19 protein-coding genes are annotated in these 18,815 nt (G+C 66.1%); 10 read left to right on the forward strand and 9 right to left on the reverse strand.

What is annotated here, in order from left to right; translation table 11 throughout:
* Positions 1 to 56 precede the first annotated feature (56 nt).
* Together JF52_RS0105925 and JF52_RS0105930 are read right to left on the reverse strand one after the other, a co-directional pair.
* The gene (locus JF52_RS0105925; RefSeq protein ID WP_052166792.1) at positions 57 to 1,955 is read right to left on the reverse strand and encodes a heavy metal translocating P-type ATPase; all 1,899 of its coding nucleotides are present in this window, start codon (positions 1,953 to 1,955) and stop codon (positions 57 to 59) included.
* Positions 1,952 to 2,359 (reverse strand): ArsR/SmtB family transcription factor, encoded by a 408-nt coding sequence (locus JF52_RS0105930; RefSeq protein ID WP_052166793.1) that lies wholly within the window; start codon positions 2,357 to 2,359, stop codon positions 1,952 to 1,954. The genes JF52_RS0105925 and JF52_RS0105930 overlap by 4 nt, the downstream gene beginning before the upstream one ends.
* Before the next feature lie 47 nt (positions 2,360 to 2,406).
* Here JF52_RS0105930 and JF52_RS0105935 point away from each other — a divergent pair, with 47 nt between their 5' ends.
* Entirely contained in the window at positions 2,407 to 2,607 is a 201-nt protein-coding gene (locus JF52_RS0105935; RefSeq protein ID WP_033105418.1) for a hypothetical protein, read from the forward strand.
* A 244-nt stretch (positions 2,608 to 2,851) separates the two neighbouring features.
* Here JF52_RS0105935 and JF52_RS0105940 read toward each other — a convergent pair whose 3' ends face one another.
* From JF52_RS0105940 to JF52_RS0105950, 3 genes are all read right to left on the reverse strand, one after another.
* A complete protein-coding gene (locus JF52_RS0105940) occupies positions 2,852 to 3,706 on the reverse strand; it encodes a F510_1955 family glycosylhydrolase (protein WP_033105419.1) in 855 nt (284 codons plus the stop codon).
* A gap of 147 nt (positions 3,707 to 3,853) precedes the next feature.
* On the reverse strand, positions 3,854 to 4,456 hold the full coding sequence (locus JF52_RS0105945; protein WP_033105420.1) for a DUF305 domain-containing protein: 603 nt from the start codon (positions 4,454 to 4,456) through the stop codon (positions 3,854 to 3,856).
* Positions 4,457 to 4,554: 98 nt separating this feature from the next.
* The gene (locus tag JF52_RS0105950) at positions 4,555 to 4,941 is read right to left on the reverse strand and encodes a DUF6153 family protein (protein WP_152594828.1); all 387 of its coding nucleotides are present in this window, start codon (positions 4,939 to 4,941) and stop codon (positions 4,555 to 4,557) included.
* A gap of 443 nt (positions 4,942 to 5,384) precedes the next feature.
* Between JF52_RS0105950 and JF52_RS0105955 the strand changes: the two genes are divergently transcribed.
* Together JF52_RS0105955 and JF52_RS0105960 are read left to right on the forward strand one after the other, a co-directional pair.
* A complete protein-coding gene (locus tag JF52_RS0105955) occupies positions 5,385 to 5,597 on the forward strand; it encodes a heavy-metal-associated domain-containing protein (RefSeq protein WP_033105422.1) in 213 nt (70 codons plus the stop codon).
* Between the two features lie 20 nt (positions 5,598 to 5,617).
* Positions 5,618 to 7,795: a heavy metal translocating P-type ATPase gene (locus JF52_RS0105960; protein ID WP_033105423.1), complete on the forward strand. Its 2,178-nt coding sequence runs from the start codon at positions 5,618 to 5,620 to the stop codon at positions 7,793 to 7,795.
* Here the strand turns inward: JF52_RS0105960 and JF52_RS17930 are convergent.
* The 3 genes from JF52_RS17930 to JF52_RS0105970 all read right to left on the reverse strand — a co-directional run bounded on the left by JF52_RS17930 (position 7,789) and on the right by JF52_RS0105970 (position 10,416).
* On the reverse strand, positions 7,789 to 7,917 hold the full coding sequence (locus tag JF52_RS17930) for a hypothetical protein (RefSeq protein ID WP_268746244.1): 129 nt from the start codon (positions 7,915 to 7,917) through the stop codon (positions 7,789 to 7,791). The genes JF52_RS0105960 and JF52_RS17930 overlap by 7 nt on opposite strands.
* A 117-nt stretch (positions 7,918 to 8,034) precedes the next feature.
* Complete coding sequence (locus tag JF52_RS0105965; RefSeq protein ID WP_033105424.1) at positions 8,035 to 9,759, reverse strand: ABC1 kinase family protein; 1,725 nt, start codon at positions 9,757 to 9,759, stop codon at positions 8,035 to 8,037.
* Positions 9,760 to 9,816: 57 nt separating this feature from the next.
* Positions 9,817 to 10,416 carry a PadR family transcriptional regulator gene (locus JF52_RS0105970; RefSeq protein WP_033105425.1) on the reverse strand — a complete coding sequence of 200 codons (600 nt, stop codon included), beginning with the start codon at positions 10,414 to 10,416 and terminating at the stop codon, positions 9,817 to 9,819.
* A 190-nt stretch (positions 10,417 to 10,606) separates the two neighbouring features.
* Between JF52_RS0105970 and JF52_RS0105975 the strand changes: the two genes are divergently transcribed.
* Positions 10,607 to 11,092: a single-stranded DNA-binding protein gene (locus JF52_RS0105975; protein WP_033106368.1), complete on the forward strand. Its 486-nt coding sequence runs from the start codon at positions 10,607 to 10,609 to the stop codon at positions 11,090 to 11,092.
* A 48-nt stretch (positions 11,093 to 11,140) separates the two neighbouring features.
* Here JF52_RS0105975 and JF52_RS0105980 read toward each other — a convergent pair whose 3' ends face one another.
* Positions 11,141 to 12,154 (reverse strand): LacI family DNA-binding transcriptional regulator, encoded by a 1,014-nt coding sequence (locus JF52_RS0105980; RefSeq protein WP_033105426.1) that lies wholly within the window; start codon positions 12,152 to 12,154, stop codon positions 11,141 to 11,143.
* Positions 12,155 to 12,266: 112 nt separating this feature from the next.
* On the opposite strand from JF52_RS0105980, the gene JF52_RS0105985 reads away from it, so the two are divergent.
* From JF52_RS0105985 to JF52_RS0106010, 6 genes are all read left to right on the forward strand, one after another.
* Positions 12,267 to 13,634, forward strand: coding sequence for an ABC transporter substrate-binding protein (locus JF52_RS0105985; protein ID WP_033105427.1), 1,368 nt, complete (start codon positions 12,267 to 12,269; stop codon positions 13,632 to 13,634).
* On the forward strand, positions 13,634 to 14,548 hold the full coding sequence (locus tag JF52_RS0105990) for a carbohydrate ABC transporter permease (protein WP_033105428.1): 915 nt from the start codon (positions 13,634 to 13,636) through the stop codon (positions 14,546 to 14,548). The genes JF52_RS0105985 and JF52_RS0105990 overlap by 1 nt, the downstream gene beginning before the upstream one ends.
* Before the next feature lie 2 nt (positions 14,549 to 14,550).
* A complete protein-coding gene (locus JF52_RS0105995) occupies positions 14,551 to 15,465 on the forward strand; it encodes a carbohydrate ABC transporter permease (protein ID WP_084595613.1) in 915 nt (304 codons plus the stop codon).
* A gap of 2 nt (positions 15,466 to 15,467) precedes the next feature.
* Positions 15,468 to 17,555 carry a glycoside hydrolase family 2 protein gene (locus JF52_RS0106000; protein ID WP_052166794.1) on the forward strand — a complete coding sequence of 696 codons (2,088 nt, stop codon included), beginning with the start codon at positions 15,468 to 15,470 and terminating at the stop codon, positions 17,553 to 17,555.
* A 147-nt stretch (positions 17,556 to 17,702) separates the two neighbouring features.
* On the forward strand, positions 17,703 to 18,455 hold the full coding sequence (locus JF52_RS0106005; protein WP_033105429.1) for an SDR family NAD(P)-dependent oxidoreductase: 753 nt from the start codon (positions 17,703 to 17,705) through the stop codon (positions 18,453 to 18,455).
* An 18-nt stretch (positions 18,456 to 18,473) separates the two neighbouring features.
* Positions 18,474 to 18,770, forward strand: a complete 297-nt coding sequence (locus JF52_RS0106010; RefSeq protein ID WP_033105430.1) for a DUF503 domain-containing protein — start codon at positions 18,474 to 18,476, stop codon at positions 18,768 to 18,770.
* Positions 18,771 to 18,815: the final 45 nt, after the last annotated feature.

Raw genomic sequence — 18,815 nt, forward strand, 5'->3', positions numbered from 1 at the left:
GACGTTTCGGTGTCATGGCCGGCCCCCGAGGTCTAGTTCCACCCGCATGCGAGATCTCATGTCCAGGCGCTTTTGCGGAGCAGGCGCAGCCCGTTGAGGGCGACGATGACGGTAGACCCTTCATGGCCGGCCACCGCGAGCGGCAACGGCAATGTGGCGACCAGGTCCCATGTCACCAGCACGGTGATGAAGGTCGCGGCGATGATCAGGTTCGCCACGACATACCGGTGTGCTTTGCGGGACAGGTTGATCACCGCGGGCACCGCGGACAGTTCGTCGCGGATGATGACCGCGTCCGCGGTGTCCAGGGCGAGGTCGGAGCCGTGCCGACCCATCGCGACACCGATACTGGCCGCGGCCAATGCGGGGGCGTCGTTGACCCCGTCGCCGACGACCATCACGGTGGCGCCGTCATCCTCGAGTCGTTTCACCGCCTCGGCCTTATCAGCGGGGAGCAGGCGGGCGTGGACGACACGAATCCCGGTACGTGCGGCGATGTCGGCGGCGGTGCGGTCGTTGTCCCCGGTGAGCAGGTGCACCGGCGACGCTGTGAGGGTCTCGGTTCGCGCGACCGAGGAGGCCGCGTCCGGGCGGAGTGCGTCATCGAGGGTGAGCGTTCCGACAGGTTCACCATCGACCAGGACGTCCACGATCGTGCCGACCGTGCCCGATTCATCAGCCGTCTGCACGACTCGGACCAAGCGCCCGTCGACGACCCCTTCGACCCCGTGGCCAGGGATCGCCCGGAAGTTCGCGGCAGGGGCGCTGCCCTCCGGGACGGCGCGGACGATGGCTCGCCCGATCGGATGCTCGCTGTGCTGCTCGACAGCGGCCGCCAACGCCAGCACCGACTGGCGGGTCTGCCCGGGCCGTGCGGTGACGTCTCTCACGACGGGGGCGCCGTGGGTGAGCGTTCCGGTCTTATCGAATGCGACCAGGGAGGTGCGGCCGAGGCGTTCCATCACGGTCGCGGATTTGACCAGCACGCCGTGTCGTCCCGCGTTCGCGATCGAGGCGAGCAGCGGCGGCATCGTGGAGAGGACCACCGCACACGGGGACGCCACGATCATGAAGGTGATCGCGCGCAGTAGCGCCTCGCGGAAGTCGGTACCGAACCCCAGAGGGACGAAGAACACCAGCAGGGTCGCGGCGACCACGCCGAGGGAGTACCGTTGCTCGACCTTCTCGATGAACATCTGCCGTTGCGACTTCGTCTCCGAGGCCTCGGACACCATCGCCACGACCCGGGCGATGACGGACTCGCTGGCGGGGCGGGTGACCCGGACGGTGAGAGCGCCGGTGCCGTTCACGGTCCCGGAGAGCACATCCTGACCCTCCCCGCGGCGGACTGGCATGGACTCCCCGGTCATCGCCGCCTGGTCGACTTCGCTGATCCCGTCGACCACGACGCCGTCCGCGCCGATGCGTTCACCGGGGCGCACCAGGATCAGGTCCCCGACCTGCAGAGCGGATGTCGGAACATCCTCGAGCTCCTCACGAGCCCCGACGCGGATCAGACGAGTGGCCTGCTCCGGCGTGAGCGACAGAAGGCTGCTCACGGAGTCTGCGGTGCGCTGAGTGACGAGGGCTTCAAGGGCGCCGCTGGTCGCGAAGATGACGATCAGGAGGGCGCCGTCGAACACCTGCCCGATCGAGGCGGCGGCGATTGCGGCGACGATCATCAGCAGATCCACGTCGAGAACCTTGTTCCGCAACGCGGTCAGGCCCGCCCACGCCGGCTCCCACCCGCCCGCAACATATCCGAGAAGGTACAGTGTCCACCACACCGGCTCCGGGGCGCCGGCCATCTGCAGAGGCCACGCGATCAGGAACAGCAGCAGAGCGAGTGCCGCCCAGCGCACTTCGGGCAAACGTGTCCCGGTGACGAAGATCGATGGCGGCTTCGGCAGTGCCCGGCCCCCAGGGCGCAGTCCCGGGTCTGTGAGGATGCTCATACGTCGGCACTCTGAAGGCGCGCCTCCGCAGTCGCCGTTTCTACCGCGGCCGGCTCCGCGTGGTGGTGGCGTGGGGTGCCGCCCAGGGAGTGCTCGGCCTGGAAGATCGCATCCCGCACCAACTGCGACGCGTGCTCATTCTCCAGCCGGTAGAACACCCGGGTCCCGTTCTGGCGGGTTGAGACGATACGAGCCAGCCGGAGCTTGGCAAGATGCTGCGACACTGACGGCGGGGCCTTGTCCACGATCTCCGCCAGCTCGTTCACGGAGAGCTCACCGGCCTCGCGCAACGCCAGAATGAGGCGCACGCGGGTCGCATCGGCGAGCATCCCGAAGATCTCAACCGCCAGTTCGACGAAGTCGCTCTCAGGCATCCGACCGCAAACCCTATTATCTGCATTCATGCGTAGATAATAGCATTTTCGTTGGATCGAACGGGTACCGTCGAAGGATGACCATCAAGACGTACGTTGCGGTATTGCACGATGGACCCACATCCACCGATGAAGGGCAGCCTGTTCTGTGCCCGTTTCAGCCGGACGGCCTGCCCAAGCCCGTCATCGATCACGATGGTGTGATCTACCGCCTGAACGACACACAGAATGCACCAGGAATGTTCGATTACCAGAAGGCACCTGCGCAGCGACACTAGCGATCCTCGGCCCGCGTGAGCGCCCACGGTCAGCTGAGCGCCGTCACCGGCACACATTGTTGGGGCGCAGCCGAGCAGGTGCGTGTGGAGCTGGCTCCTGTCCATGAACGAGCACGTCTCGCCGATCGCCAAGAGATGATGAGCGGGATCAACCTGAGAGGTGGTAGCGGACGCGATGAAGAACGTCATGTCGCGGAACGGGTTTGCGAGGTCTGTCCATGCGCGATGCCCTTGATCGGTGTCGTCAGTCCGCCGGGCGGGCTGGGGCGAGGATGGTGGATTCATCGCGGGTGACTTCGACGATTCCGCGGTCGTCGACGAGAACGAAGCGCTCCGAATCGATGGCGCTGAAGGCCTGCGCGACGCCCTCCAGCGGTTCCATCCGCTGCCAGTCACCATCAGCGCCGTAGGACCAGAGAACACCGTCGGTACCGACGCCGGCGAGTGTGCCGTCCGGGCTCGCGTCGATTGTGTAGAGCACGGGTGCGCCTTCGACCGGGTCGAAAGTCCCGCCGTTGTCGGTGCTGATCAGCAGGCCCTCCTCGGTTGCCGCGTACAGCCCGTCGGTAGTGGCCGCGAGGTCGGCGGCGGTGAACGATGCTTTGGATGTCCATGTGCGTCCTTCGTCGGCGCTGGCGAGAAGTTCGACTTCGGTGGAAGCGAATCCGTAGAGCATGCCATCAGGGGCTGCGGTGAGGACATGGAAGTCGGCGCTGCCATTGAATGCGACAGGTGACCATGTCGCACCGAAGTCGTCACTGCGAATGATGCCGAGGTTCGGTGCGCCAAGCTCCTCCGCGGTCGTCGTCCCGGGATGACCTGAGGCGAAGAGCGTGTCGCCAGAGAGCGTGAATCCCATCGCGTCGAAGTCGTGGTCGCCGATCGGTCCGGTCATCTCGCCGGTCTCCGTGAGGGTGAAGATGCCACCGTGCGTGGCGATGAACAGGTCCTCGCCACGGGGGTCGGCTGCGATGCCGTGGATATGTTCGATACTCGGCGGTACCGCGTTGGTGGTGTCGGTCTGGGGTGTGCATCCTGTCACCGTGAGGGTGAGAGCAGCAATGGAAATAGCGGTCAGGGCAAGAGCGCGGCGGTTCATGGGGCTCCGGTGAGAGGTGAGCGAATGCGAGTGGTACGCCAGCGAGAATGCGGCGTCGGGTGTGTGCGGCGGCACGCACAGCGGTCACGGCACATGCCGTGGTGTGAAAGTCGGGTGGGCCGGTTCGGGTCCGGCCCACCCGGGCGATCAGATCTGGGTGAGGAGATCCTTCATCGTGGCGATCTCCGCGGTCTGATCGTCGATGACCTGCTGCGCAAGTTCGAGCACGTCCGGGTTCTGGGCGTCTTTGAGCGCGGTCTCAGCCATGTCGACGGCACCCTCGTGGTGCATGATCATCTGCTCCAGGAACAAGCGGCTAGCTGTCGCGCCGTCCGCCTCTTCGAGTGCAGCCATGTCCTCCTCGGACATCATACCGTCCATCGAGCCGCCCATCGAGCCGTGATCCATGCCGCCTGAAGCGTCAGGGTCGTACTCGACGCCCCAGTCCTCCAGCCAGCCGAGCATCCGGTCGATCTCGGGGCCTTGGGCGTCCTTGATCTGCTGAGCCAGTTCCGCCACCTGCGGGTCGAGGTCGTCTTTGGCGAGCACGATGTCCGACATCTCGACGGCCTGCTCGTGGTGCGGGATCATCATCGTGACGAACATCTCATCCGCCTCGGTCGCCGTCGAGTCCGGCGCTTCCGAGGAGGTTGTGGCCCCATCTACGGGCGCGGAGGCGTCGGTGCAGCCGGTGAGGACGAGGGCCAGGCTGAGCACGCTCGTGCCCAGCGCAAGGGGAAGCTTCTTCATGATTGTTCCTTCGAATGAGTCGTATGAGGGGTCTGTCACGCAGCGTCCAGAATGAGGCTGCGAGACTGCATGTCGGCACGATGCCGGCATTCGACTGCTCAGGTGCGACTGATCGAGAGGAACGTCAGGGAGGGTGCCCTGCTCAACGTGTCCTCGACCTCGGGGCGGAGCCGGGACATCAAAACCATCAGTGGAGGGCTGAGCCGCTGCGCGAACAGCGGACGCAGCAACAGGAGAAGGCCGGCAAAAAGCGCGAGGATGCACGCGGAGAGCATGTTCGAGCGACCGCCCGTCGATCCGGTCATGCACGCGTCATCGCACACTGTGGGCTCCGCTGAGGTAGCGGAAGCAGCGACAGCGTCAGTATGACCAGCGATCGGCGTTGCCTGATCAACCGCGGACGACGAGTGCGCGCCCACGGCGGTGCCGTGACCGACTGCGTTGGAGCTGAAGGTGTGCATGCCGAGAAGGCCGACGACGATCATGAGAACGGCGCTCGCGAGCAACAATGCGGTCCGAAGCGACAGCTGCGGGTGCAATCCGCGGCGTTCAACGTGCATGCTCGACCTCCGATCCGAGCATAAGATAGCACTCTTCTCTTTGCGTCTTCTTCCGGAGCGGCCACGGCTGGTGCGCCCGTGGGTGCGCTGACGGGAGGTGATCTTCGCTGGATCGCCGACGATATTGCTGGAGCGGGTCCACGACGACCGATCTTGCATGCCGGGTCTACATGACCGATACCGGACTCGCCGGGCTGCCGACGGTGCGCCAAATCGACGACGCGCCCCCGCTCCGATGATGAGCACATCCGAGTCGTGTGACGTCATTTTCGTCTCCGTCGCAATACTTGACGGGAATACCCCCAGTGGGTATACCGTTGAGCCTAGCAGCACCCCGTTGGGGTATCCGTTTTGAGGAAGGTTGCATCATGAGCACGAGCGAGTATCAGGTCACCGGGATGAGCTGCGGGCACTGCGAGGTTGCCATTCGCGGCGAGGTCGGCCAGATCGCGGGCGTTACCGATATCGATGTCACCGCCCAGGGCGGGAAGCTCATCGTGAGCAGCGATCAGCCGCTCGATGATGCCGCGGTTCTCGCTGCGGTCGACGAAGCCGGGTACGAGGCGGTCCGGATCCGGTGATTCCCGAGGAGGATAGGTTCATGAGCAACTCGCACAACGATGACGTTGAACACCCCACCGCGCATCACGAAACGCCGACCACCGGCCCCAGCGACGCCCCGCAGCAGCAGCAGCATGCGGACCACGCCACGACGGCGACGCACGAGCCCTCGAAAAACGGGAACGGCCACGACGAACATGCGCAGCACACCGGGCATATGGACGCCGGCGGTCACGGCGATCACGTGGGGCAGTTCCGCCGACTGTTCTGGATGATGCTGATCCTCGCGGTGCCCACCGTGGCACTGTCGGGGATGTTCGCGATGATCCTCGGATACACCCTCCCGGATATTGCTGCTCTCGCCTGGATCTCCCCGGTACTGGGGACCGTCATGTACGTATGGGGCGGCCGGCCCTTCCTCGTCGGCGCGGTCAGCGAGATCCGCGCCCGCAAGCCCGGCATGATGCTCCTCATCGGGCTGGCGATCACCGTCGCGTTCTTCGCCTCCTGGGGTGCGACCCTCGGACTGATCCACCACGAGCTCGACTTCTGGTGGGAGCTGGCGCTGCTGATCGTCATCATGCTCCTCGGCCACTGGATCGAGATGCGCTCCCTCGCCCAGACCACCTCCGCGCTGGACTCGTTGGCTGCGCTGTTGCCCGATGAGGCCGAACGCATCGAAAACGGTCAGGTCGTCTCGGTCTCACCCGCCGACCTCGTCGTCGGCGACCTCGTCGTCATCCGGCCCGGTGGCAGCATCCCCGCCGACGGGCGGATCGTCGATGGCAGGGCATCCATGGACGAGGCCATGGTCACCGGCGAATCCGCCACCGTCACCCGCTCCGCCGGCGACCTGGTCACCGCGGGCACCGTCGCCACCGACTCCGGGCTTCGCGTCGAGATCACCGCGACCGGAGACGACACCACCCTCGCCGGCATCCAACGCCTGGTCGCCGAGGCGCAGAGTTCATCGTCCCGAGCGCAACGGCTCGCGGACACGGCAGCGGGATGGCTGTTCTGGTTCGCCCTCGGAGCAGCCGCAATCACAGCCCTCGCGTGGACCGTGCTCGGCTTCCCCGATGCCGCCGTCGTGCGCACGATCACCGTTCTCGTGATCGCGTGCCCCCACGCATTGGGTCTAGCCATCCCGCTCGTCGTTTCCATCGCCACCGAACGTGCCGCGCGGGGCGGTGTGCTCGTCAAGGATCGGCTCGCGCTGGAGAGCATGCGCACCGTTGACACCGTGCTGTTCGACAAGACCGGGACGCTCACCAGGGGCGAGCCCGTCGTGAGCGAGGTCTCGGTACCCGATGGCGGCGACCGTGACCAGGTGCTCGCCCTCGCGGCCGCCGCGGAGGCGGACAGCGAGCACCCCCTCGCCAAAGCCATCGTCCGCGCGGCCGCCGACAAGAACCTCACCGTACCCGCGAGCCGCGACTTCACCTCCTCCCCGGCCGTTGGCGTCACTGCGACCGTCAATGAGACGACGGTTCGGGTGGGCGGACCGCACCTGCTCACGGAGGAGAACGCGGGCGAGCTGGCTGTCGCAGACAGCTGGCGACAAGACGGCGCCATCATCCTGCACGTCGTGCAGGATGGGCAAGTGATCGGTGCTCTCAAGCTCGCCGATGAGGTGCGATCCGAGTCCCGTGAAGCCGTCGACGCGCTCCACGCGCTCGGCGTGCAGGTCGTCATGATCACCGGAGACGCGGAAGCCGTCGCGCACACCGTTGCTCAAGACCTCGGAATCGACCGGTTCTTCGCGGGAGTTCGTCCCGAGGACAAAGCCGCCAAGGTCCAGGAGCTGCAGAAGGAAGGTCGCAAGGTCGCGATGGTCGGCGACGGGGTGAACGACGCCCCCGCCCTCGCGCAGGCCGACGTCGGTCTCGCGATCGGCGCAGGCACGGACGTCGCGATCGCCTCGGCTGGCGTCATCCTCGCCAGCGACGACCCCCGCTCCGTCCTCTCCGTCATCGAACTCTCCCGTGCCGCGTACCGGAAGATGAAACAGAACCTGTGGTGGGCTGCGGGCTACAACCTCATCTCCGTTCCCCTCGCCGCTGGCGTCCTCGCACCTATCGGGTTCGTCCTGCCGATGTCCGTCGGAGCAATCCTCATGTCGCTGTCAACCATCGTCGTCGCACTCAACGCACAACTGCTGCGCCGACTCGACCTCCGACCCGACACCACCACCCGGACCATCCTCGACAATCACTGACGCCGCCTCAGCGGCGACTCGACGCTGAGGATCGCTCGGCGTGCGGAGTCGACGCTGAGGAAGGGTGCGTTCGCACGCGTCGCCCGCCGGAACGCCGTGACGAGGACTTCGGGAACGATCACGATCTGCACCTTCTGTCGTCCGGGGCGCCCGCGCGGCACCGGCCGGTGGTTCCGTAGAGCCTTGTTCCCGGGTGAGTGTTCACGACAAAGCGTGAGCGGCGGCCGGCGGCAGCGTGCTCACCGCCGCCCGACGCCTCCGAACAGCGCGTAGAGCAGCGGAGCTGCCGACCCCGCCATCAGCACGATCCCGAGCGGCGCGGCCGGCACGAGCAGCACCGCACCGCCGATGAGCAGGCCGCCGAAAAGCAGCGCGGCCACGGCGCGACGACCGATGCGCATCAGCGAGTCGAGACGGCGCTCCAGTCGGGAGGTGTCGAACGTCACGGTGCCGTCATCGATGCGCGTGATCACGTCGTCGATGCGCGCGGGCAGACGCCAGGTGGTCGCGGCCGTCGAGACCGCCTGACGTGCGAAGGCCTGGATGACGTTGCCGCTCTCGTCACGGATCAGACGAGCGGCATACGGCTCCGCAGCATCCCACACGTTGAACTCGGGATCGAGCCCGCTGCACATGCCGGATGTCAGCGAGACCGCCCTGAAGAGCAGCAGCATGTTCTCGGGCAGCTGCAACGGCAGGGAGCGCATGGTGTCGCCGAACTCGTTCGCGAAGCCGGTGAACTCGCTCGGATCGACCTTGCTGAGTTCGACGAATCCCATCCCTCCGAACCGATCGAAGAGCGCCGCGAGCGCGCGTTCGAGTTCGAGGGTGTCGGCCGACGGCAGCAGCACGCCGATCTCCTGCGCCGCCTTCACCAGCCCCTTGCTGTCGCGCCCGGCGACGGCGACGAGCAACGTGCGCAGCCCGTCGCGCAGACTGTCCGGCACCTCCGCCATCATCCCGAAGTCGACGAAGGTCAGCCGCCACGACCTGCCCTCACCAGAAGCGGCGGGCGCAGCATCCGTCTCCGGTGCAGCCAATGGCGTCACGAAGATGTTGCCGGGGTGCGGGTCGGCGTGCACGAAGCTGTGCGTGAACACCTGATCGAACATGACTTCGGCGAAGACATCCGCGACCCTGCTCGGGTCGATTCCGGCCCGCCGAAGCGCCGCGGTGTCGTTGATCTTGATCGCCGTGACATCCGACAGCGTCAGCACCCGACGCGTCACGCGCTCCCACACGATCTGCGGGGTGCCGACGCGAGGATCGGATGCGAAGTTCTCCGCGAAGCGCTCGGCATTCGCGGCCTCGTGCAGATAGTCGATCTCCTCGAGGCAGGTCGCCGCGAACTCCTCGACGAGCGCTGGCGCATCGACACGCGAGGAGACGAGGCGGATGCGGCTCGCCCACCCAGCCACGCGGCGAAGAGCCGTGAGGTCGGTCGCGACGATCTCGTCGATTCCGGGGCGCTGCACCTTCACGACGACATCGCGCAGCCCGGTGTCGGCGGCGTCGAGATCGGACAGTCGCGCACGATGCACCTGGCCGAGGGATGCCGCGGCAAGGGGCCGCTCATCGAACCAGGCGAAGGCGCGCTCGAGCGAGACCCCGAGCTCGGCCTCGGCGAGCGCTTTGATGTCGGGATACGGCACGGCGGGCACTTCGTCCTGCAGCCCTGCGAGCTCCTGGGTGATCTCAGGGGGCAGCACGTCGAGGCGCGACGACATGAACTGGCCGACCTTGATCATGAGTCCGCCGAGGTCGACGGCGAGCACGTGAAAACGGCGAGCGAAGCTCTGCATCCGCGGCGCGCGGGTGCGTTCGGCGACGCGTGAGAAGCCGAGCCTGGGCAACACCAGCTCGAACCACCAGATTTTGATGAACTCGCGGGCTGCGAACGAGACGATGCGGCGGTAGCGGGCGCGGTGGGTCGTACGATGCGCTGAGCCGGCAGCATCCGTCATCGCGTCATCCTCTCGCCCGGGTTCGGCAGGATGCCCGACCGGGCGGTGCGGGGCGAGTCAGTCCTGCGCAAGGATCGCGTACAGCCTACGACGCGCCTCGTCGAGCACGGTGACCGCTTCCTGCACCTGCTCCGGCGTACAGGTGCGGGCGACCTGAGCGGCGGCGCCGGCGAGATCCATCCCCGCCTTGGGCAGAGCAGTGAGGTGGCTGTGCTCGCGGGACGAGAACGCCTCCCACGGAGCCGGCTTGTCGGCGGCGATCTCGGCCTCTTCGCGACCCGCGCCGGTGAGCGAGTAGGTCTTGCGGCCGTTCTGCTCCTCTGCGGTGATGAGGCCTTCGTCGGCGAGCAGCTGCAGGGTCGGGTAGACGGAGCCTGCGCTCGGCTTCCACGAGCCGCCGGAGCGCTCGGCGATCTCGTTGATGATCTGGTAGCCGTGCATCGGCTCCTCGGCGAGCAGCGTGATCACTGCCGCGCGCACGTCGCCGCGCGCCATGCGGGAAGGGCCACCGCCGGTGCGCTGCTCGAAAGACTTGCGCAGCTGATCCATCGCATCGAAGATCGCGGATGCCGGACCGCCTGCGCCGCCGAACGGTGAGCCTGAGCCTGCGCCGGAGCCGCCTCCGCCGAAGGGGCCGGTGGGGAATGAGCTGTTCATGTTGTCCTCCAGGGTCGAACGAACGATGGTGCGTTAACGATATATCGTTCAGTGTCGTTCGGGAAGGGGTGGTCTCGGATCATGCGTGGCGCCGGCCCGATGTCGGATGCCGGGAATACTCTGATCCCGTCTCACCGATGAGGCAGTCTCGACACCGAGATGAAGAGCATACGGAACCGGAGTGAAGAACATGAACGAGACCATCCTCACGATCGTGGGCAACCTGACCGCTGAACCCGAGCTGCGCCAGACCGGCTCCGGCGTCGCGGTGGCGAGCTTCACCGTCGCCAGCACGCCGCGCAACTTCGACCGCCAGGCGAACGAGTGGAAAGACGGCGACGCGCTGTTCATGCGCTGCTCCGCCTGGCGCGACCTGGCGACGAACATCACCGCATCCCTGACGAAGGGCAGCCGTGTGATCGTCACCGGGCGCCTGCAGCAGCGCAGCTACCAGGACCGCGAGGGCAACAACCGCGTGAGCCTCGAACTGCAGGTCGACGAGGTCGGCCCTTCGCTGAAGTACGCGACCGCGCAGGTCGTCCGAGGAGATCGCTCGGGCGGTGGCGGCGCGCCGGTCACGGCTGCGGCAGGTGGTGCAGCCCCCGCGGCGGCGACAGCCGACTCGTGGTCGTCGCCGAACACCGAGTGGTCGACGGCTGACGAGACGCCGTTCTGAGCCGGAGGCAGCTGCCGCGAAAGCATCTCAACCGCCTGTGAGTCAGGCTCACTCCGCGGCGGTGCTCTCCCGCACGACGAGGGTGTGTGGTGCGACGATCTCGGTCGCCGGCAGCGCGGGGTCTTCTATTCGATCGATGATCCGCCGCACCGACTCGCGTGCGATGAACTGCGTGTCCAGCGAGATCGTACTGAGCGACGGGCGCGAGTAGCGGCCTTCGTCGACGTCGTCTATCCCGATCACCGCGACGTCTTCCGGCACCCGGAGGCCGGCATCGAAGACGGCGCGCATCGCACCGAAGGCGAGCAAGTCCGAGAAGCAGAAGATGGCGTCAGGGCGAGGATCCAGGGCGAGCAGCGCCGTGCCCGCCGCATAACCGTCTGCACGGCTGTAGTGCGCGGCGGTGATCACGTACTCCGAACGAAGATCCAATCCCGCATCCGCTAGCGCGGCCTCATAACCCGCTGAGCGCTGCAGCGGTGTCGCATACTCCTCGAGAGGCTGAGAGCCGATCGCAGCGATCCTCGTCCGGCCCGTATCGATGAGATGTCCCACCGCGTCCCGCGCCGCCGCCACATTGTCGATGGCGACGTGATCGTAGCGGCCGTCGAAATCGTGCTCACCGAGGAGTATCAGCGGCATCCGCGTCGTACCGTGCATGTCGAGAAGCTCGGACTTCGTGACCAGCGGACTGAACAGCAGCCCGTCGAACAGCATCGTTCGGCCCTCCCCTGTCAGCAGTTGCCGCTCCCGCTCGTGATCGTGTCCGGTCTGATCGATCATCACGCGATAGCCGACCTCGGCCGCGGCGTCGATCACGTCTCGCGCGAGCTCGCTGAAGTACGGAACGTCGATCTCCGGCACGACCAGGGCCAGCATCCCGGTACGACCGGTACGCAATGTCCGCGCCACCGGATTGGGCCGGTAATCGAGTTCTTCAATGGCTGCGAGCACCTTCGTCCGCATCCGCTCGCTCACATGCGTGTATCCGCTGACGACGTTCGACACAGTGCGCATCGACACCTGTGCACGCTCTGCGACGTCGCGAAGTGTGGCCGGCATGCTCTCATCTTATCGTTTGCAACGTGCGCAAACGTCGGCTACAGTTTGCATACGTTGGCAAACAACGCAGCATGTTGCACAGACCACAGCACATCAACACAAAGGAGTGTCCATGAACAGCTACTCGAAACGGCCGGGCCTTCGCCTGGCCGCAGTGTGCGCCGTCGCCGTCACCGCTCTGGCACTGACGGCCTGCGGCCCCGACATCACAGCAGGATCCGGCGACGACGCGGCATCCGATCGCCTGCAGGCCCCAACAGCGGACCAGCCGGAAGGCGAGATCACGATCTGGGACCGCTCCGGCGACCTGTTCGAGGTCTTCGACGACGTGATCGACGACTTCAACAAGAAGTATCCCGGCATCAAGGTCAACCACGAGGCCGTCGACATCAACGCGAAGCTGCAGAACACGCTGATCACCGGCACCGACGTCCCAGACGGCGTCTTCCTCGACGACGCCATGATCGGCGGCTTCGCCGACCACCTCTGGGATCTCAGCGACGTGCTCGAGCCCTATGCCGACGACATCGCTCCGCAGAAGATCGATGCGACCACGGTCGATGGCGGCATCTACGGCGTGCCGTACGATCTCAACCCCGGCCTGCTCTACTACAACGCCACCGCGCTCGAAGCGGCCGGAGTGGATGCCACGGCGATCGAAACTTACGATGACCTCCTCGATGCCGCCCGCGCCTACCAGGCGAAGGTGCCCGAGGCGCATCCGATCCACCTCGAGCAGAGTGCATTCCTCGGTCAGCTCCAGCTCGAGATGTACGCGAGCCAGCTCGGAACATCCATCGCGGATGCCGAGGGCGAACTGCGCCTCGATAGCCCGGAGTACGAGCAGATCCTCACCTTCCTCGATACCGTCCAGTCGGAGGGCCTCGGAACACGTGCCGAGTACCTGACCCCGACCGACATCGCGGAGCTCGAGAACGGCAACCAGGTCTTCTACCCGTGGGCGATCTGGTTCGACTTCGCCCCGCAGCAACTGCTCCCGCAGACGAGCGGCGACTGGCGTGCGATGGAGCTTCCCGCCTGGGAGGATGGCGGAGCCCGCAGCGGTGCGATGGGCGGCTCGTCGTTCGTCCTGCCCAAGGAGGGCGAGAATTCCGAGCTGGCGTGGTTGTTCTACGAGTTCCTGATGTACGACGAGGCCGGCTATACCGCCGTGTGGGGTGTGAACGACATCTACCCGACCGGACTGAACACGTCGATCCCCGCCTACCTGCCGGCCGCCGATCCCGAGAACCCGCTCTTCCAGCCCCTCGACGCACTGGGCGGCCAGGACCTCTGGGAGGTCGCGACCACCGCAGGCGCTCAGATTCCCAGCGGCACGTCGATCCCGTCATGGTGGAACAGCGCGGTCGACTACCTCGGCAACGACATCCAGAAGATGCTCGACGGCGACATGACGCCCGCCGAGGTCATCAGCGGCTCGACCGACAGCATCCAGACGAACCTCATCGACAGGCAGTGATGACGACCACAGCCCTCCCCTCCGCGGCATCCCAGCACGCCCGTAACCGAACGGCACGGTTGAGGCGGCGCTCCGCGCCGTACCTCTTCGTGCTGCCGTTCATCGTGATCTTCCTCGCCTTCAGCGTGTATCCGCTGATCTTCACGGCGCGATTGAGCTTCACGAATTGGCACGGTTCGGGTGCTGCGGAGTGGGTGGGCTGGGGCAACTACACGTACCTGCTCACGAGCCAGGCCTTCTGGAGCTCGCTCGGCAACTCCGCCGTCCTGTGGCTGCTCATCGTTCCGATCCAGATCGTGCTCGGAGTGCTCGTCGCGGTGCTGCTGAACTCCGCGAAGCTCAAGCTGCGAGGCCTCTACCGCGTCGCGTTCATCGTCCCCTTCGTGACCCCGCTCGTTGCGGTCGCACAGATCTGGGTCGTCCTCTTCGACCAGCAGTACGGCGCCATCAACGCGATGCTCGGCGTCTTCGGCTTTCCCGACATCGGATGGCTCACGACGAGTGAGTGGGCGAAGCCCACGCTCGCCCTGCTGTTCCTGTGGAAGACGACGGGATTCATCGTGATCATCCTGTTGTCCGGTCTGCAGTCCATCGACAGTTCGATGTACGAGGCCGCGGAGCTCGACGGGGCATCCAAGCTCCGACAATTGTGGAGCATCACCGTTCCCCTGCTGCGCCGCACCATCATGTTCGCCGTGGTGCTGCAGACGCTCGCCGTGTTCCAGATGTTCGCCGAACCTTTCGTCGTCACACAGGGCGGCCCGTACAACTCCACGACGACGGCGGGCTACTACCTCTACAACCACATCACCCGCGGTGACCTCGGCACAGGAGCAGCGAACTCCTTCCTGCTCGTCATCCTGGTGATGGTGCTCTCGCTCTTCTTCGTACGGATGCTGCGAGCGAAGGACTGATCATGACCGACACCCTCTCTCGTACCGCGACGAATGCCACGACATCCGTTCCCGCACCGCGAAGCACGCGCCGCCGACCGCACCTGCGCCTCGGGACCCATCTGTTCCTGATGATCCTGCTCGTCGCATTCCTCGCACCGGTCGCGTGGGCGATCGTCTCGTCGTTCAAGCAGCCGAACGACATCATCCGCGACCCGCTCGGCTTCGACGTGTCGACCTTCACTCTCGACAACTTCACGGCGATGTTCCAAGACGTGCCGATCGCGAACGGATTCCTCAACACCGCGATCGTGCTGGTCGTGAAGGGCGGCATCACGCTGTTCTTCGCGCCTCTCGCGGCTTTCGCGTTCGCCAAGTACGACTTCATCGGCAAAAACCTGATCTTCGGCACGGTTCTCATCACACTGATGCTGCCGACGATCGTGCTGATCATCCCGCTACTGCTCGAGATGAAGGCCCTCGGCTGGGTGAACACGTATCAGGCACTGATCCTGCCGGGAGCCGTGGACGCGTTCGCGATCTTCTGGATGCGACAGGTGATCAGCGCGGTGCCGGATGAACTGCTGGATGCCGCGCGCGTCGACGGATGCAGCGAGTTCGGCATCTTCTGGCGTGTGGTGGTGCCCGTCATCCGTCCGGGGCTCGCCGGCCTCGCGGTGCTGACGATCATGAACATCTACAACGACTTCGTCTGGCCGGTGATCGTCGCAAGCTCCGAGCGGATGGCGACCCTGCAGGTCGTGCTCTCGACGCTCGCCCAGAACATCACGGGCAACCGGATCGGCGCCGACTACGCGACGGTCACCGGAGAACTCCTCGCGGCGAGCTCCATCGCCCTCATCCCCCTGCTGGTGCTCTTCATCGTGCTCCAGCGTCACTTCATCAACGGCATCCTCGCCGGCAGCGTGAAAGGCTGAATGTGTCTCTTTCCACTACCGAATCAACCCTCGTTGCACCGGGCACCGAGTCGGTTCCCCGTCCCGAATACCCGCGGCCCGATCGCGACCGCTCCGAGCGCTGGGTGAACCTCAACGGAAGTTGGGACTTCGAGGCCGAAGGTATCCGGTCGCTCATCACTGTGCCGTTCGCGTGGGAGAGCGCGGCTTCGGGGGTGCGTCGTACCTGGCTGGAGCGCGGCGTCTACCGCCGTCAGGTCGTCGTTCCCGCCGAATGGGGCGGACGCCGTGTCGTGTTGAGCTTCGGCGCCGTGCACCACCGCGCCGTCGTGCGCATCGACGGCAGCCTTGTCGGCGAGCACGTCGGCGGCTACGAGTCGTTCGAGTTCGACGTCACCGATTTCGTGGTGCCCGGTGTCGCATCTGAGCTGATCGTCGAGGTCGACGCCCCGGCCGACAAGCGCGCGATCGCGCATGGCAAGCAGCGATCCATTCCGCGTGATGACTATGACGGGGTCTCGTTCACACCGACCTCCGGGATCTGGCAGTCGGTCTGGCTCGAGGCCCGCGGGCGCACCTACGCGCGTGCCGTGTCGCTGCGTGGAGACAGCCTGACGGGGATCGATGTGGCCGTGTCGCTGGCGGGCGACCTCGTCGCCGGAACGGTCGTGCGCGCACAGTTGCCGGGCTCCGTGGTCGAGATGACGACGGATGCTGCAGGGCAGGCGTCTGCGCGCATCGAGATCGCGGAACCGCGGCTGTGGTCACCGGCTGATCCGCATCTGTATCGCGTCGAGATCGTCGTCGGCGGCGGGGACACGGCCGACCGAGTGATCGCGACAACGGGGCTCCGGCGCATCGAGACGCGCGGCGAGGAGCTCGTGCTCAACGGATCCCGCCTGTACGTGCGCGGCGTGCTGGATCAGGGCTACTGGCCCGACACCGGCCTCACTGCGCCCGACGCCGAGGCGCTGCACCGTGACATCGCGCTCTCCCGCGAGCTCGGCTACAACCTCGTGCGCAAGCACCTCAAATTCGAAGATCCGATCTGGCTGCACGAGGCAGATCGCACCGGAATGCTCGTCTGGGCGGAGCCCGCCTGCCCGAGTCGTTTCTCGGATGCCGCTGCAGATGCCTTCGAAGCACAGCTTCCGGCGATGGTTGAACGTGACGGCAACCACCCGAGCATCATCATCTGGGGTCTATACAACGAAGAATGGGGCCTCGACTGGGACATCCCGGGCAGCGCGTCGAGGACCGAGGCCGCCGAGCGCGCGTACGATCTGCTGCGGGCGCTGGACGACTCTCGACCCATCGTCGAGAACTCCGGTTGGGCGCATGTGAAGAGCGACCTCGTCGATTGGCACTACTACGAGCCCGACATCGCGACCTGGAAACAGGTCGTCGCCGACCTCGCCGACGGAACCCGCGAAGAGTTTCCCGTTCGGCTCGGACCGGACTTCACCGTCGACAAGTCGTTCTACGGGTCTTCCTCGTTCCCGCGGACAGGCGTGCCGATCCTGAACAGCGAGTACGGCGAGGGCTTCACGAGCCTCGAGCGCGCCTGGCATCTGCGATGGGAGACACAGGAGCTGCGCCGGCATGATCGCTACTCCGGCTACGTCTACACGGAGTTCTCCGACGTCGAACACGAATGCGCCGGTCTGCTGACCGAGGATCGCCGCACCAAGGACTGGGGCGGATGCGACCCTGCCGATGTCAACGCCGACACGGTGTTCGTCCTGGATCTCGTGCCGGAACGCGCCGGCGCAGATCTCGCGCTGCCGGTCGCCGGGTTCGAACTCGGAGTTCATGTCTCGCATCACGGAGATGCCCCGCTTTCGCTCTCGATTCATGGCGCGTGGGTCTCTGCCGGGTCGCCGATGGATGCTGCACGGGCGGCCGACGTGGTCTCGACGTCGCGGCTCGACGTCAAACCTTTCGAGCTCTCGGGTGCTGTGCGGCTCGACGTGCCCTCGCGGGTTGGAGCCGGCAGGTTCCTGATCTGGGCGACGGATGTCGACGAGACGGTGGTCGCGCGCGCCTATCTGGATGCGGCCGAGGTCGAAGCGCCGAACCGCCGCGGTGCACGGACGGACGAGTTCGCCTGACCGCGGCGACTCGCACACGAGGCGAGGGAGCGCCTGCTCCCCGATGTCAACCCCGCGCCGAGGCCATCCAGGCGACGTAGAGTCGAAGAGAGCGGACCGCCCGAGAAGCGCTCCCGGTGAAGTGCCCGCTCGGGAGGGAGCCGTCTCATGGCTCAGTACGACGTTTCGGACCGCTCGGCGATCGTCACCGGTGCAGGCAGCGGAATCGGCAAGTCCGCCGCGATGCTGCTCGCGCAGAACGGCGCATCGGTGGTCGTGAACGACCTGAACGCAGAGGCCGCCCAGTCCGTGGTCGACGATATCCGCGCGGCGGGCGGTGTCGCAGAGGCATCTGCCGGCGACGCGACCGACACCGCGTGGATCGCCTCGTCGATCGAGCTCGCGAACACACTCGCGCCGTTGCGGATCGGAGTGAACAACGCCGGCATCGGTGGCGCCGCCGCGCCGACCGCCGAGTACGGCGACGACGACTGGGACAAGGTCATCGCGATCAACCTCAACGCGGTCTTCCGCAACATGAAGGCGCAGATCCCGTCGATCCTCAGCAACGGCGGCGGCTCGGTCGTGAACATCGCGTCGATCCTCGGTAGCGTCGGTTTCGCCACCTCGCCCGCATACGTCGCCGCCAAGCACGGCGTCGTCGGCATGACCAAGACGGCCGCGCTGGAGTACTCAGCGCAGGGCGTGCGGGTGAACTCGGTCGGACCTGGTTTCATCGATACTCCCCTGCTGGCGCAGATGGATGCCGATGCGAAGGAGTTCCTCGTGTCGAAGCATCCGATCGGCCGGCTCGGACAGGCCGACGAGGTCGCGCACCTCATCGCCTTCCTCGCGAGCGACGCCGCGAGCTTCATCACCGGCAGCTACCACCTCGTCGACGGCGGTTACACGGCGCCCTGACCGGCGACAGGTGAAGGCATGTGGATCGGCTGGGTCGAGTTCGACGTGCTGCTGGGTGACGTGCACTCCCTGAAGGAGAAGCGCAGCGTCATCCGGCCGCTGATCGCCGACCTGTCGCGCCGCACCGAGGCGGCGGCTGCCGAGGTCGGCGCCAACGACCTGCACCGACGCACGGCGATCGGCCTGTCGGTGGTCGGAGCGGAGATCGCGCATGTCCGGGACGTCTTGGATCGTGCAGAGCGGATGCTGGCGGAAGAGCATCCCGAAGTCACTCTGCTGGCGACTCGAAGAGGCCTGCATTCGAGCGAGGACTGAGGCCCGCACGCCTGCCTGAACCAGACAGCACGCGCGAGCCTCAGT

The organism is Microbacterium profundi (assembly GCF_000763375.1).
Taxonomy (GTDB): domain Bacteria; phylum Actinomycetota; class Actinomycetes; order Actinomycetales; family Microbacteriaceae; genus Microbacterium; species Microbacterium profundi.

Excerpts from the sequence above, each read along its gene's own strand:
- JF52_RS0105990 (WP_033105428.1), top strand. The coding sequence starts at position 13,634 with ATGACGACCACAGCCCTCCCCTCCGCGGCATCCCAGCACGCCCGTAAC.
- JF52_RS0105955 (WP_033105422.1), top strand. The coding sequence starts at position 5,385 with ATGAGCACGAGCGAGTATCAGGTCACCGGGATGAGCTGCGGGCACTGC.
- JF52_RS0105930 (WP_052166793.1), bottom strand. The coding sequence starts at position 2,359 with ATGAATGCAGATAATAGGGTTTGCGGTCGGATGCCTGAGAGCGACTTC.
- JF52_RS0105975 (WP_033106368.1), top strand. The coding sequence starts at position 10,607 with ATGAACGAGACCATCCTCACGATCGTGGGCAACCTGACCGCTGAACCC.
- JF52_RS0105970 (WP_033105425.1), bottom strand. The coding sequence starts at position 10,416 with ATGAACAGCTCATTCCCCACCGGCCCCTTCGGCGGAGGCGGCTCCGGC.
- JF52_RS0105980 (WP_033105426.1), bottom strand. The coding sequence starts at position 12,154 with ATGCCGGCCACACTTCGCGACGTCGCAGAGCGTGCACAGGTGTCGATG.
- JF52_RS0105995 (WP_084595613.1), top strand. The coding sequence starts at position 14,551 with ATGACCGACACCCTCTCTCGTACCGCGACGAATGCCACGACATCCGTT.
- JF52_RS0105965 (WP_033105424.1), bottom strand. The coding sequence starts at position 9,759 with ATGACGGATGCTGCCGGCTCAGCGCATCGTACGACCCACCGCGCCCGC.
- JF52_RS0105940 (WP_033105419.1), bottom strand. The coding sequence starts at position 3,706 with ATGAACCGCCGCGCTCTTGCCCTGACCGCTATTTCCATTGCTGCTCTC.
- JF52_RS0105960 (WP_033105423.1), top strand. The coding sequence starts at position 5,618 with ATGAGCAACTCGCACAACGATGACGTTGAACACCCCACCGCGCATCAC.
- JF52_RS0105945 (WP_033105420.1), bottom strand. The coding sequence starts at position 4,456 with ATGAAGAAGCTTCCCCTTGCGCTGGGCACGAGCGTGCTCAGCCTGGCC.
- JF52_RS0105950 (WP_152594828.1), bottom strand. The coding sequence starts at position 4,941 with ATGATCGTCGTCGGCCTTCTCGGCATGCACACCTTCAGCTCCAACGCA.
- JF52_RS0106010 (WP_033105430.1), top strand. The coding sequence starts at position 18,474 with ATGTGGATCGGCTGGGTCGAGTTCGACGTGCTGCTGGGTGACGTGCAC.
- JF52_RS0105935 (WP_033105418.1), top strand. The coding sequence starts at position 2,407 with ATGACCATCAAGACGTACGTTGCGGTATTGCACGATGGACCCACATCC.
- JF52_RS0106005 (WP_033105429.1), top strand. The coding sequence starts at position 17,703 with ATGGCTCAGTACGACGTTTCGGACCGCTCGGCGATCGTCACCGGTGCA.
- JF52_RS0105925 (WP_052166792.1), bottom strand. The coding sequence starts at position 1,955 with ATGAGCATCCTCACAGACCCGGGACTGCGCCCTGGGGGCCGGGCACTG.
- JF52_RS0105985 (WP_033105427.1), top strand. The coding sequence starts at position 12,267 with ATGAACAGCTACTCGAAACGGCCGGGCCTTCGCCTGGCCGCAGTGTGC.